This is a genomic window from Lamprocystis purpurea DSM 4197, from assembly GCF_000379525.1.
Lineage (GTDB): Bacteria > Pseudomonadota > Gammaproteobacteria > Chromatiales > Chromatiaceae > Thiodictyon > Thiodictyon purpureum.
In genome coordinates this window covers 86,637-99,551 of sequence record NZ_KB902474.1, presented here as the reverse complement: position 1 = coordinate 99,551, position 12,915 = coordinate 86,637, and the positions used below count along the sequence as shown (strand labels likewise).

The 12,915-nt window shown below is 67.3% G+C and carries 18 protein-coding genes and 1 pseudogene; all 19 read right to left on the bottom strand.

The window, feature by feature from the left end; genetic code table 11:
- Positions 1 to 33 precede the first annotated feature (33 nt).
- The 19 genes and pseudogenes from A39O_RS0109920 to A39O_RS0109835 all read right to left on the bottom strand — a co-directional run bounded on the left by A39O_RS0109920 (position 34) and on the right by A39O_RS0109835 (position 12,910).
- Complete coding sequence (locus A39O_RS0109920) at positions 34 to 480, bottom strand: DUF29 domain-containing protein (RefSeq protein WP_020504501.1); 447 nt, start codon at positions 478 to 480, stop codon at positions 34 to 36.
- Between the two features lie 42 nt (positions 481 to 522).
- Positions 523 to 1,758, bottom strand: a complete 1,236-nt coding sequence (locus A39O_RS0109915; protein WP_020504500.1) for a 30S ribosomal protein S1 — start codon at positions 1,756 to 1,758, stop codon at positions 523 to 525.
- Between the two features lie 275 nt (positions 1,759 to 2,033).
- Positions 2,034 to 2,387 (bottom strand): Txe/YoeB family addiction module toxin, encoded by a 354-nt coding sequence (locus A39O_RS38220; RefSeq protein ID WP_020504499.1) that lies wholly within the window; start codon positions 2,385 to 2,387, stop codon positions 2,034 to 2,036.
- Positions 2,377 to 2,694, bottom strand: a complete 318-nt coding sequence (locus tag A39O_RS0109905) for a type II toxin-antitoxin system Phd/YefM family antitoxin (RefSeq protein WP_245561856.1) — start codon at positions 2,692 to 2,694, stop codon at positions 2,377 to 2,379. Before A39O_RS0109905 ends, A39O_RS38220 begins: the two co-directional genes overlap by 11 nt.
- Positions 2,695 to 2,873: 179 nt before the next feature.
- Entirely contained in the window at positions 2,874 to 3,029 is a 156-nt protein-coding gene (locus A39O_RS41715; RefSeq protein ID WP_020504497.1) for a hypothetical protein, read from the bottom strand.
- Entirely contained in the window at positions 3,001 to 3,228 is a 228-nt protein-coding gene (locus tag A39O_RS0109895) for a hypothetical protein (protein WP_020504496.1), read from the bottom strand. Before A39O_RS0109895 ends, A39O_RS41715 begins: the two co-directional genes overlap by 29 nt.
- A complete protein-coding gene (locus A39O_RS43125) occupies positions 3,210 to 3,335 on the bottom strand; it encodes a hypothetical protein (protein WP_281170069.1) in 126 nt (41 codons plus the stop codon). The genes A39O_RS0109895 and A39O_RS43125 overlap by 19 nt, the downstream gene beginning before the upstream one ends.
- Positions 3,336 to 3,393: 58 nt before the next feature.
- Positions 3,394 to 5,082: a SulP family inorganic anion transporter gene (locus tag A39O_RS0109890; RefSeq protein ID WP_020504495.1), complete on the bottom strand. Its 1,689-nt coding sequence runs from the start codon at positions 5,080 to 5,082 to the stop codon at positions 3,394 to 3,396.
- 6 nt (positions 5,083 to 5,088) lie between these two features.
- Positions 5,089 to 5,379, bottom strand: a complete 291-nt coding sequence (locus A39O_RS0109885) for a P-II family nitrogen regulator (protein WP_020504494.1) — start codon at positions 5,377 to 5,379, stop codon at positions 5,089 to 5,091.
- Positions 5,376 to 6,329, bottom strand: coding sequence for a sodium-dependent bicarbonate transport family permease (locus tag A39O_RS0109880; RefSeq protein ID WP_020504493.1), 954 nt, complete (start codon positions 6,327 to 6,329; stop codon positions 5,376 to 5,378). Before A39O_RS0109880 ends, A39O_RS0109885 begins: the two co-directional genes overlap by 4 nt.
- 268 nt (positions 6,330 to 6,597) lie before the next feature.
- Positions 6,598 to 8,934, bottom strand: a complete 2,337-nt coding sequence (locus tag A39O_RS0109875) for a nitric oxide reductase activation protein NorD (RefSeq protein ID WP_020504492.1) — start codon at positions 8,932 to 8,934, stop codon at positions 6,598 to 6,600.
- Between the two features lie 29 nt (positions 8,935 to 8,963).
- Positions 8,964 to 9,158, bottom strand: a complete 195-nt coding sequence (locus A39O_RS0109870) for a hypothetical protein (protein ID WP_020504491.1) — start codon at positions 9,156 to 9,158, stop codon at positions 8,964 to 8,966.
- A 52-nt stretch (positions 9,159 to 9,210) separates the two neighbouring features.
- Positions 9,211 to 9,492, bottom strand: a complete 282-nt coding sequence (locus A39O_RS0109865) for a 4a-hydroxytetrahydrobiopterin dehydratase (protein ID WP_020504490.1) — start codon at positions 9,490 to 9,492, stop codon at positions 9,211 to 9,213.
- A gap of 51 nt (positions 9,493 to 9,543) precedes the next feature.
- Complete coding sequence (locus A39O_RS0109860; protein ID WP_020504489.1) at positions 9,544 to 9,984, bottom strand: ferritin-like domain-containing protein; 441 nt, start codon at positions 9,982 to 9,984, stop codon at positions 9,544 to 9,546.
- An 11-nt stretch (positions 9,985 to 9,995) separates the two neighbouring features.
- Positions 9,996 to 10,334: a BMC domain-containing protein gene (locus tag A39O_RS0109855; protein ID WP_026199289.1), complete on the bottom strand. Its 339-nt coding sequence runs from the start codon at positions 10,332 to 10,334 to the stop codon at positions 9,996 to 9,998.
- Between the two features lie 91 nt (positions 10,335 to 10,425).
- Entirely contained in the window at positions 10,426 to 10,722 is a 297-nt protein-coding gene (locus A39O_RS0109850) for a BMC domain-containing protein (protein ID WP_020504487.1), read from the bottom strand.
- A 136-nt stretch (positions 10,723 to 10,858) separates the two neighbouring features.
- Positions 10,859 to 11,104 (bottom strand): annotated as a pseudogene (locus A39O_RS0109845) (carboxysome peptide B); the annotation flags it as partial.
- Position 11,105: 1 nt separating this feature from the next.
- Entirely contained in the window at positions 11,106 to 11,357 is a 252-nt protein-coding gene (locus tag A39O_RS0109840; protein ID WP_020504485.1) for a carboxysome peptide A, read from the bottom strand.
- Positions 11,354 to 12,910 (bottom strand): carboxysome shell carbonic anhydrase, encoded by a 1,557-nt coding sequence (locus A39O_RS0109835; RefSeq protein WP_020504484.1) that lies wholly within the window; start codon positions 12,908 to 12,910, stop codon positions 11,354 to 11,356. The genes A39O_RS0109840 and A39O_RS0109835 overlap by 4 nt, the downstream gene beginning before the upstream one ends.
- Between the last annotated feature and the right edge of the window lie 5 nt (positions 12,911 to 12,915).

Sequence of the window (12,915 nt, the reverse complement as noted above, 5' to 3'; positions counted from 1 at the left end):
TTAGCACGACTCGAATGAGATGGCCAGGCCCGTTTAGCTGATGACCGTGTCCGGATAAAATCCCGTATCCATCACCTGTTCGATCGAATACCGACAAGCAGGCGGAAAATCGCCCTCCTCCATGCCGGTCTCATCCGCTGCCCAGCGCAGCGCGCTGTCGTAGGCATCCGCGATCAGATCGGGAAGCTTTGACCTCAGACTGGGGCTGTCGTCCAGTAGCCGGCCGATACGTTTGCGTTGCTCGATCAAGGTCCACCGCCGACTCTTGGTCCTGTTGCCCGGCTGATGTTCCCATATCAGCAGATGCGCCAACAATACGACGAGCCGACTCTCCAGCGCGCGCAGTTCGGTCTTGCCCATAGACTCCAGCTCTTCGGCAAGGTGAACACAGTCGATCTCAGCGAACCGGTGCTCGCGCACCTGCCGGGCGGTCTGCATCGCCCAGGAATAGAGGTCTTGATCGTACAAGGAGGCAGACATGGAAACGATTCCCCGTGTTCGATGGACGCACCGCGCCGACACTCACCGCCGCTTGTTCAGGCTCTCCTGCAAAAGCGCGCCGAAGCTGCCCATGGTCTTTTCCGGCGCCGGCTCGGCCGGCTTGGCGCCGCCCTTGGCCTGGGCTTTCGGCGGGGCGTATTGACGCGCGTCGGGTACCCCCTCGGTCTGCTTGTCGGCATCCAGGGTCAGGCTGATGCGCTTGCGCTCCAGGTCCACCCCGAGCACCGTCGCCTCGACGCTGTCGCCGACAGTCAGCACCTCGCTCGGGTGATTGACCCGCCGACCGGCGCCCAATTCACTGATATGCACCAGGCCATCCACGCCCGCGGCCAACTCGATGAAGGCGCCGAAGGGCTGCAGGCGGCTCACCGTGCCGCGCACCCGGGTGCCGACCGGGAAGCTCTCCGCCGCATCCGCCCAAGGGTCGCGCGACAGGGCACGGATCGACAGGGCAATCTTGGGGCGGCCCTTGCCGTCGGTGGCGGGCTCGATCCGCAGCACCGCGACCTCGACCGCCTGACCGGGGTGCAGCACCTCGCTCGGGTGTTTGATGTGGCCGAAGGCGAGTTCGCTGATATGGATCATGCCCTCGATGCCGCCGATGTCCACGAAGGCACCGTAGTCTTTGAGGGTCGTGACCGTGCCCGGCAGGATCGCGCCTTCTTTGAGGTTGGCACGTGTCTGCTCGGCGCGAATCCGCTGCTCCTCTTCCAGGATGGCGCGACGCGAGACCACCAGATTCGGATGCCGGCCACCCTCGATCTTGGTAACGCGAAAGTCGAGCTTCTGGCCGATGAACTCCGACAGATCCTCGACGAAGCGGATGTCGATCTGCGAGGCCGGGCAGAACGCCCGCATCCCGGCGATCTGGACTTCCACCCCGCCCTTGATCGATCCGGTCACCTGACCCGAGACCGGCAGGCCCTGGCTGTAGGCCTGCCGCACCTCCTCCAGACCGTGATACTTGTGCCCATGCTGACTGCCGAGCAGCAGAAAGCCGCTGTCCGGGTCCTTGCCGGTGACCGCCGCCTCGACCGCATCACCCACCGCGGCGGTGATCTCGCCCTCGGGGTTGCGCAACACCGACACCTCCATCCGCCCCTCGGTCTTACCGCCTAGGTCGATGAACGCAAAGTCATCGCCGATGGAGACGATGGTGCCGCGCACCATCTCGCCCACCTTCGGCTCGCCCTGTTTGGCGGGCCGGGACTGGTCGTGTTGTTTGAGGAGGTCTTCGAAGCTCTCGGAACTGGACATCACTGTGCTCTAAAACGCGGGGACCGGGTAGGGGGCGACAGGCCCCGGACTGTGCCGCGGGACTCGCGGCTATGCCGCAGTATACCCCGGTATCCGGCGGATGCGCCTTTTGGGGGGCTTGGGGTGCGGTCAGCGCGACCACAACGAACTGGCGCAGCAGACGCCGTGCGACCCGCTGGTGTTCGACACCGGGCGAGGGCGCCATCGCCAGCGGCATGCCCCGAATCAGCTCCCAGTCGCCCTCCCAGCGCCGGTAATCGTCGAGACAGTAACGTTCAATCGGGGTATTGATCGGCGCGGTGTCGGACATCGATCCGGTCTCCGTTGGGCCTGGTTGAAGAATCCGCGGTGCTGCACTCGTAGTGGAATCGCCCTTGAAGAAACTCGACGCGGTCATGCTTGACCAGGTAGACGCAGCGGTGCTCCGCGGTGATGCGGCGCGACCAGACGTCCCCGCCCAGATATTTCAGCGGCTCCGGTTTGCCGATACCCGAGTAGGGCTCTCGTAACACCGCCTGCACCAGATCCAGCAGGCGTTTTGCCGTGCGGCGATCGGTGGTGACCCAGTACTGTAAATCCTCAATGAAACCCGGCTGAAAGACGGCGAGCCGCGGCGGCTCAATCTTCAAGGCCCACCGCCTGAGCAAGCGCCTCGACCGACATGGGCTCGCCGGCGCCGTGGCGGGCACTGGCCAGCGCGGCGAGCAGGCGCTCGGCATTCCGCGGCGAGCGCAGCAGGTGCGCCGTCTCCATCAGGCTCTCCAACTCGTCGGCCGCGATGATGGCGACGGCATCGCCGCTGCGGCGTCGGACCATAATCACCTCGCGGTCGTCCACGGCGCGATCCATCAGCGTCTTCAGTTGCCCGCGCGCCTGGCTGTAGGTGGTTTCGATCATGGCGAAGCCCGAGGAGAGTTGGACAGGAAGTCTGTACATTATAGCGAATTCCGGGGACAGTGCGGCTTGGCAGTCTCGCGCGAACGAACGGATTTATTGCCGGACCATGAGCCGGATCGGGTCGGTGTGAGGACGGCGGTCCCGACTCGGCTGACACCCAGCGCGGCGCAGCGTCCCGAAAGTGCGCGATCGATTCTCCGCACAACAGCCGCCCCGATTTAGCGTTGCCGGCTCTGCAGGGAACAACGATGCCCCGCATGCAGCGCGGAGGCGGTACCGCCGACCAGCACCGCGCCCGGCAAAATGGTCTGCAAGTGCGCGGCGGCGGCGAGCACCCGCTCCCAGTCAGGCAGCGGTGCGGTGGGCTTGGGCATAGTGCAACCAGAAATGGTGGCGCTGGGCATAGGGGTCCGCGACCCGCGCCCGGCAGACCTGCTCCACCTTGTCGAGCAGCGCGGGGTCCGCAAGCACCGCCCGGCGCAACGCCGCCCAGTCATCCCAGCGCCCGCGGGCGATCAGGTCGTCGATGGCGGCCAGGGTCAGGCGCTGATGGTTCAGATGGCGGTGTTGCATGGGGTGTGCCGGGTGGAGGATCGCTGAACCGATATCCGCCGAACCACGGCGCGATCCATCAGCGTCGTCACTTGCTCGCGCGCCTGGCTGTAGGTGGCTTCGATCATGGCGGCGCCCGGGAGCGGTGGACGGGAGGTCTGTTCATTGTAGCCCCTCACCGACCCGTCAGGCGGCAACCGCCTCGCGCCCAGCGCGCGGCCCAAGCTGCGCCAGGGCCTGCCCGAGTGCGGCCTCGCGTTCCGCCACCCAGCGCTCCGCGGGCAGGACCTTGCCCAGGCCCAGGTGTTCGAGCCGCTGCCTGGGTTGGCCGTGGCCGACGGCGAGATAGACCTGGGCCCCTTGGGCGAGCGCGTCGCGCACCGTCGACTCGATCGCCACGGCGGTGGTCACGCCCAGGTGCGGCACCTGGCGCAGGTCGATCACTACTGCCTGCGCACCGATGAGCTTGGTCGCCTGGCGGTCGATGGCGACGGCGGCACCGAAGATCAGGGGGCCGCTCAGATACAGGAGCTTGAGACGGCCGCGGCCCTGGGCCAGCAGTGAGCGCTCCTCGCAGGTGAGGCCGGCGCAGGGGATCTCGTCGGCCTTGCGCCGGGCCGGCAGGGTGCAGACGGACTCGGCCTGGGTGTCCGCCAGGCGCCGGATGGTGAGCATGTTGGCGACGAAGAGGCCGATGCCGACGGCGGCGATCAGGTCGACGAAAACGGTCAGGGCGATGACGCCGTACATGATCGCGGCGCCCTTGATCGACACCCGATGCGCCCGGCTCAGGAAACGCCAGTCGATGATGTCGATGCCGACCTTGACGGCGATGCCGGCCAGGACGGCCAGCGGGATCTGGGCGGTGAGTCCACTGGCCCAGATCACCACCACGGCGAGGATGGCAGCGCGGGTCAGGCCCGAGAGCGCGGTGCGTCCGCCGGCCTGGATGTTGACCACGGTGCCCATGGTCGCGCCGGCTCCGGGCAGGCCGCCGAAGAGCCCGGAGACCAGGTTGCCGATGCCCTGACCCATCAATTCCTTGTCCGCCGCCACCGGTTTGCGGGTCAGGCTGCCGGCGATCACGGCGGTCAGCAGGGCGTCGACGCAGCCGAGCAGGCCGAGCACCGCGGCATCGACCACGATGGTCTGCCATTGAGCCAGCGTGAACACCGGCAGGTGCAGCGACGGCAGTCCACTGGGGATGGCCCCGATGCGCCGGATGTCCTGGTCTCCCAGCCACAGCACCGCGAGCAGGGTGCCGGCGACCAGGGCCAGCAGTTGCGGGGGCAGGTAGCGCTTCACCTGACGCGGCAGCAGGAAGAGAATCGCGAGCGTGAGGCCGGCGAGGGCGGCCTCCTGCGGGTCGATGGCGCGGACCAGGTCCGGCAGCGCCTGCAGGGCGCCCAGGACGCCGCCGCCCGGGGCGGCGTGCCCGAGCAGGCCCGGCAGTTGCAAAATAATCAGGATGAAGCCGATCCCGGACATGAAACCCGAGATGACGATGTAGGGCATCATCGTGATGTAGCGCCCCAGCTTCATGGCCCCAAAGGCGATCTGAAACAGGCCCGCCAGCATGACCACCGTGAAGGCCATGGCCAGCCCTTGCTCGGGGTCGGCGGCTACCAGGTTGGTGACCACCGCGGTAAAGACGACCGTCATGGGTCCGGTCGGTTCGGAGATCAGGGTCGGGGTGCCGCCGAATAGGGCAGCGAAGAGCCCGATCAGCACCGCGCCGTAGAGCCCCGCCTCCGGGCCGGCGCCGGAGGCGACACCGAAGGCCAGCGCCATGGGCAGAGCGATGACCGCGGCGGTGACCCCGCCGAAGAGGTCGCCGCGCAGATTGTCGAAGCGGATTTCATTCAGAATCTTCATCCGGACTCACCCGTGCAGATCGACTGGGCAGCTATACATGAGCAGACCATAATCGCGGTCATAGTCCGCCCGAAGTTGGTCGACGATCCGCGCGCACTGATCGCTGTCGGCGACGATATCGACCCGGATGTTTCCATCCTTGCGCCAGTTGCCGGTGCGCAGTCCGTGGGTGCCGAGGCCGCGGGCCTCGGAAATGGTGTAGCCGATGACACCGAGCCGCTTGAAGTCATCGATCAGGCTGTTCTCCAGTACCCCCTCGGTAATGATGGTCAGCAGTGTTTTTGGTTGGGACGTCATGGTACGGATACTCCCAGGCCATGGAAAAACTCGGCCAGCCAATAATAGATGGGCAGGCCAATGAAAATGTTGAATGGAAAGGTCACGCCCAGGGCCGCGCCAATGGACAGCGCCGGATTGGCCTCAGGTACCGCGATACGCATGGCGGCGGGCGCGGCGATATAGGAGGCGCTGGCGTACAGGGTGGCAAGCAGCAGCGTGCCGCCCACGGACAGACCGACCAGCGTGCCGGTCAGGGCACCGATCACGGCGGCCACCAGGGGCATGACCACGGCGAATCCCAGCAGGAAGGCGCCGTAGGTCTTGAGTTCGGCGATGCGGGTGGAGGCGACCAGCCCCATCTCCAGCAGGAACAGAGCGAGCATGCCCTTGAACAGGTCGAAAAACAGGGCATCGAGCGGCTTGATCCCCTCCGGCCCGGCGATCAGACCGATGATCAGACCCCCGCTCAGGAGCAGGATGCTCTTGCCGAAAAAGACCTCGTGCAGCATCTTGCCCCAGCGCACCGGACCGCTGCCGTGTTTCGCCAGGATCACGCCGATGATCAGGGCCGGCATCTCCAGCAGGACCAGAAAGACGATCAGATAGCCCTCGTAAGGGATGGCGCGCTTGCTGAGAAAGGCCACGGCCACCGAGAAGGTCACCACGCTGACCGAACCATAGTGACCGGCGATGGAGCCGGCATCGGCCCGCGACAGGCCGCCCACCGTGCGCAGCACGGGAAAGGCGATGAGCGGGATGGCGGCCGCCGCCACCATAACCACCAGACTGACCAGGGCGATCTCGCCGAGCGGGTATTCGGCCAGCTTCACGCCGCCCTTGAGCCCGATGGCCAGCAGCAGATAGATGGACAGGAATTCGTAGATGCTGCCCGGGATCTTGAGGTCCGAGCGCAGCAGACCGGCTGCCGCACCCAATACGAAGAAGAAGACGACTGGCTCGAATGGCATCGGCTTGACATCCCACCGGGTGGCTAGAAGCGAATCAAGAACAGGTTAAACATGAACATCAGCGTTCCCATTTTCGTTCTCGGCCTTGATCGTCGTTTCGGCCATTGGAGGTCGAGGCTTTAGCCGGTCCGGCGTGCAGGCTAAATTGATTTCTGTTGGCTATGTCGGGAACCGCCACCGGCTAAAGCCTCGGCCTCCGGTCTTCCGGCGGCCGGGACGACAACTAAGGCCAATGGTGCGCCTGGCATTCCTTGATGGATTTTGTTGATCACCGCGTCAGGCTCAAGTACAGGGCGGGAAGCTTTTCGGGCAGCCGGGCGACCTGGTCGAGCACCATGTAATTGCGGGCGCCGAAGATGCGCGAGACATAGTCGTCGGCTGCCGGGTCCAGGCTGACGCAGAAGGTCTGGATGCCGCGCCGATGCAGCTCCTCCACCGCCTTGCGGGCGTCCTGGCGCAGGTATTGCGGGTCGCGCACGTCGTTGTCGGCGGGCTCGCCGTCGGTGAGCACCAGGAGCAGTCGCTGGTGGCTCGGCCGTCGCGCAAGCAGCGTGCCCGCGTGGCGCAGCGCCGTGCCCATGCGGGTCGACAGTTGGCCGGTCATACCGGCCAGACGCGCCCGCGCCGTGTCGTCATAGGGCGCATCGAAGTCCTTGAAGCGGAAATACTCCACGTCGTGCCGTCCGTTGGAATCGAAGCCGTGGATGGCGAAGGGGTCGCCGATCTTGCCCAGGGCGTCGGCCAGCAGGGCCGCGGCTTCGCGCGCCAGGTCGAGCACGGTGCGCGCGTCGGCCGACTCGCGGACCGGATCGTTGGTGGACTCCGACAGGTCGATCAGGAGCAGCACCGACAAGTCCCGCACCTGCAGGCGGGTGCGGATGCCGATGCGGGTGTCCGGCTGCAAACCCAGGCGGATGTCCACCAGGGCGCGGACCGCGGCGTTGAGATCGATCTCGTCGCCGTCCTCTACCCGGCGCTGGCGGATCACGCCCTGGGGCTGGACCGCCTCGATCAGGAATTTCAGGCGCCGAATCAATGGCTGGTGCTGCTCCACCACCGCGTCGATCCGGGCCGGATCGCCCCGCTTGGGCCGCTTTTCGAGCAAGGTGGCCCAGTTCGGCCGCTCCAGTTGGGTCTGGTAGTCCCACTCGTGGTAGTGAAAAGGGGAGGAAATCGGCTCCTTGCCCTCGCGTTCGTTGAAGCTCACGCCGTCATCGTCGAACAGCTCGCTTGCGAGCACCCAGACCTCCTCGGCATCGTCGCCGGCCGTCTCCACGTCCAGGGTGTTGAGCATCTCCATCAGACTGACGTACTTGCGCACCTGCCGGGACTGGCCGGGCAACAGCACCAGGTCCTGCGCGTCGTCCGGGTCCGCCCACAGATGGCGATTGTCGTCCCGGTAGAGGCAGGACGGCTGATCGGTCCGGGGATTGAACGGCAGTTCCAGGGCCCGAGCCGATTCGGCCAGCGCGAGTCCCAGTGCCTGGGCCAGGTCGGTTTCCTCCAAACGCCCGGCGGCGGCGCTGAACGCGGTGCGCGCCTGCTCCACCAATGGATGGCTGTCCCGATAGTCCGGGTCCAGCAGAGCGCGGGCGATCCGGTCCAGCAAGCCGCCCCAGCCATCGCCGCGCTCCGCATCGACGCACAGCAGGGGCTGCCAGATCAGCCGCAGTCCGGGGAAGGCACGCACGGCCAGGGCTTCCACCCGGGCGTCCTCGAAGGCCCCGATCAGCGCCCGCTCCAGTGGACTGCGATCGGCGGCCCCCGGATCCCGGCGGGAATAGACCTGATGGGCGGCGGCATGGGCCGCAGCGGCGCGGTAGATGGCCAAACCCGCGATCCGCTCGCCGGCGGGCAGGGTCAGGTCGTCGAAGGCATCCGGGAGGTGGATGAATGGCTGCTCGATATAGGGCTGGTAGCCCTCGCGGGTCTCGAAGTCGCCGGAGGTGGGGCGCAGGAAAAAATCCCGCGCCCAGAGCGAGCGCAGGTACAAAACCAGCCGGCGCTGCACGTCGACGAAGAGCACGCCGCGCTGCTCTTTCTTCATCACCGCCAGGGCGTCATCGCTCTGCAAGGCGAAGTACCGGGCCTGGGCGGCAAAGTCATGGCGATGGGCCGAGATCCCCCAGAGGGCCCAGCGGCGCAGGCCCCCCAAGGTCAGGTGGCCGAACAGGACATCCAGGTTTTCCAACAGCGGACGGATCGCCCGCGGGGCCTGCGCCAGTAACTGGTCCAGCAGGCTCAGATAGCCCTTGAAGAGCTCGAGCTCACCCAGTCGGGCCGCCGCGGTCGGGGCGGTGGAGAAGAGCAGCGCCAAGACCCCGGCACTGGTCTTGGAATACATCTTGATGGCCGCGGAGAGCAGTTCCGCCACGGCCTGCTCACCGATCTCGCGGGCGACCAGGGGTGCGCCCTCGATGAACGAAACGACCAGGTCGGTACCGCGGCCCAGCGCCTTGAGCCCCGCGGCGCCGCGGATATAGGCGTCCAGTCCGCGCGGCGAAAAGACGCGGGCGGCCTCGTGCCAGGCGCCCTCCAGCACCGCGCCGGCATGTTCGCCCAGCTCGTCGAGAACGTCCTGATACTCGGCCAGTTGAATTGCCATGCTCGCCTCGCCGTACGCCGTCGCCGGATTCAGTCGGGCCAGATGCGCCGCGGATGCAGCGGTCGGGCGGGGTCGTTGAGGTCCGGCAGCCGTGCGGGCGCCGCCGGGGGCGGCGGTGCCTTGGGGCGGGCGGCGGCCTTGGTCGGCCTGATGATCGCCGGGATCGGCGGCGCGATCGACGCGGCGGTCGGCGCCGCACCCTGTGGTTCGTCCGGTGTGCTCATGATCGCGGTACCTCGTGCGTGGTGCCTGTGCGCAGCGACGGGGATTGCGGTTTCAAGCCCCGACCGGGGAGGGGGCGGCGAGGGCCGTCACCTCCGCCGCCAACCGCAGATCGTCCGGTTGCAGAGCGGAGCCCTGGGCGCCAAGGGTGACGTTGACGTAGGTCCGGCCGAAATTCAGGTCCGGATAGACGCCGCTGCGCTCGGACCAGCCGGCCAGGGTGTCGAGCCAGGCCCGGGTCTCGGCATAGGATCCGAACTCGAACCGCCGGGTCAGCAGCGGCGGACGTTGCTGGGCCTGCCAACCCGGCGCCAGCGTCGGTTCAGTCTCGGTCATCGCAGATCTCTCCTTCGTATTCATTCGGGGTCATGGACGCCGGCCGCCGCCTCAGGCCGACGGCGGCAGGGGTGCCGCCAGGATCCGGTTCAGTGTCGCCAAGTGGCGCTCCTCGTCCCGCCGCAGGTCGGCGAACAACTGCGCCGTCGCGACATCGCGCAGGCGCACACAAGCCGCCTCAGCATCGGCATAGAGACGGACCGCGGCCGTCTCCAGCGCGTGACTGGAACGGAGCATCTCGCCGCGGTCGCGGCCCGGCCGCGCCGGGGCCACCTGGGTGGCCTGGGGTGTCAGCCCCAGGAGCAGCAGTCGTCCGATGATCCGTTCGACGTGTTCACGCTCCTCGTCCGCCTCGCGGCGCAGCCCCGCGGCCGCCTCCGGCAGCCCCCACAGGTCGCACAGACAGGCCTGGGTGAGATAGTGCTGGACGGCACTCAGCTCATGCCCCAGAGCCTGGTTCAGGTAGCCGACCACGCGCGGGTTTGCCAGCATGGCGCCGGGCCTTAGCTGCGGGCCGGCGCGATGTCGCCATCGCGACCGCTGCCGCCGGCGCGCGGCGATTTGGGCAGGATGCCTTCCACCTCGCCATGCACGCGGGCGATGATGTGGGCGGCCACCAGGCCGTCGCCCACCCGCTCGCAGGCGTCCGCCCCGGCCCGCACCGCGGCATTCACGGCGCCGGTCTCCCCGCGCACCAGCACCGTCACGTAGCCGCCGCCGACGAATTCGCGGCCGATCAACCGCACCTCCGCGGCCTTGGTCATGGCATCCGCCGCCTCGATGGCGGGCACCAGACCACGGGTCTCGATCATCCCCAAAGCAATTCCAGTCACGTCAGCCATGTGCTTCCTCGATCAGTGTGCGTCAGAGTCCGCTTAAGTCCCGGCGGCGGGTGAACCGCCGCCGCTCGGCCCGACAGGCAGCCGGGGCATATCAAGCCTCGGGAGCCTTGGGCAGGATGTGCTCCACCTCGCTGTGGACGCGGGCGATGATGTGAGCGGCCACCAGGCCGTCGCCGACCCGCTCGCAGGCGTCTGCCCCGGCGCGCACGGCGGCGTTGACGGCGCCGGTCTCCCCGCGCACCAGCACGGTGACATAGCCGCCGCCGACGAACTGCCGGCCGATGAGACGGACCTCCGCGGCCTTGGTCATGGCGTCCGCCGCCTCAATGGCGGGAACCAACCCACGGGTCTCGATCATGCCGAGCGCGATACCTGATACTTCAGCCATTTCTTTCTCCTGACGTTGTGGGGGGGAAGTGGATAGTGGTTAGTGGTTAGTGGTGTTTGATTAAGAACGGGTCACTCAGATGCCACACGACTCGATTCGGGAATGTTCCAGACTGTGACTCAGCTCATTGGCCGCTGCCCTCCTCCCACCGGTCGATGATGCCGGCGATGGTTAGGTCCGTTAGGACCTGGACATCCCCGACAGCGTACCGGGCGGCGGAGCCGCTGACGGTGAAGACCCATTTGCCCGGCGGGACCCCGACCGGATCGCAGGCGACACTGAGCGCGCCGCGCGCGTCCGTGAGCACCCGCAAGGACAGATTCTTCAGACCCGGCGCGCGGCGCGTGGCGACCAGCTCGGAGGTCACTTGCATGATTTCCATCTCATTCTCCTTTCCAGTGGTCGATGATGCCGACGATGGTGAGGTCCGATGGATACTCCTTGCTGCCGGCCGCCTCGCGGGCGGCGGAGGATCCGACACAGATCACCCAGTCGCCGGGCATGCAGCCGATGGCATCCACCGCCACCTGGCGGGCGCCGCCGGCCTTCTCGCGCACCACCAGCAAGGGCCGATGGCCCAGTTCGGCGATGCGGTTGGTGGAGACCAGGGTCTTTTCCACCTGCATGATTTTCATAGCGTCCCTCCGTCAACCAATTCGAGCGGGCTGCCCGCGGGCCGGTCCTGCACCGACAACTGGCAGATCAGCAGGCCCTGGCCGGACAGGTCCGGATAGCGCGCGCCGATCGCCGCCGCGACCCGCCGCACCTTCTCGATGGTGCGCTCGCGGGCACCGGGCACCTGGCTGTCGTAGCGGTAATGCACCGCGACCGGGATCGGCAGGCCCCGTTTGAGGTTCAGCCCTTTGAAGATCTTGATGCCGACGTCCAGATGGGCCGCGCCCTCCTCCACCGTATGCAAATGCGAGTAGTAGGAGATGTTGCGCAACTGCACCTCCTCGAAGCCGTCGCCGACGCTGATGTAGCGCTCCGCGTGGCCCACATCCGGGTAGCAGCCGTCGTACAACTCCTGCACATAGTCGATCTGGGACAGGTTGTTGATCAGCAGATTGGCAATCAGTCGGCGCATCCCCTCGTGGGGTTCGCCGGTGCCTGCCCCCCAGCCGGTGGTCGCGGCGGCGGCGCGGATCGCCTCATGGACCGCCAGTCGGGCCTGATCGGCCGAGAGGCCCTGGGTGTCCCGAAAGACCTGGGCGTTATCCACATAGCGATAGGCATTCAGCGCGCCCTGGGCATCCGGGGTATGGATGCGGATGGCATCGGTATCGGTATCCACCCCGATCAGCAGCAGATCGGTGCCGGCGCCGCAGCAAAAGGAGTTCTCGATCGCCTGCCGGAACTGATTCAAACGCTCCAGCGCCGCATCGATCGCCCGGTGTTCGTTGCTGCCGTGGGCCGCACAGCCCTCGTGGCCGGGGGCCGAGCTGCTGATGTGATAGACCGCGACCTTGAGATAGCGGGTGTTGGCGTCGGCGGTGCTGGGCACGCCCTCGCGGTAGCGCCGCAACTCGGCCGCCATCCAGTGGCGCACGTCGGTCTCGATGTCGAACAGGGCGCCGGCGTAGGCCTTGTGCCAGGTGAACGAGGACAGCGGCAGGCGCAGGATGTAGCGCAACAGGCCCTTGAGTCGGCCATCCGCGCAAGGACTGATGTCGACCGCGTGGAAGCCGCACTCCAGAAAGAAATTGCTGGCGTCGCGGGCGGTCTCGCGCTGGGCCAGGAGATCCTGGGTGAACTGTGCGATGGCCGCCCGCAAGGCGCCGAAGGTGCAGTGCGCGAACAGCGCCCTGAGATCGGGCCCGGCGATCCAGGCCGAGGCCAGCACCGCCGCGGGCAGGGCGTAGCCAAGCCGCGCCTGGGCCAAGGCCTGGGCCCGCTCCGGGAAGTCGGCATCACGCGGCAGGCCGGCGATGGCCTGCAGGGCCGGGACGATGGCGTCGAAGCGGCCCTTCACCGATTCCTCGCAATAGGCCAGCCGGGCGTTGGCGGCCCGGTCGGTCAGGGCATGGGACCCCAGCGCCGACGACCCGCCGACCGACGCCGAAGCGCCGGCGTCGACGACCGGCACAGACCGGGCGGGCGGCGCGCTGGAGGCGACCGCGGCGGCCGCTGCCGGGCGGGTCCCAGTGGCCTTGCGGGCGCGCAGTGCATAGGCATTACGGGTATTCATGGTCC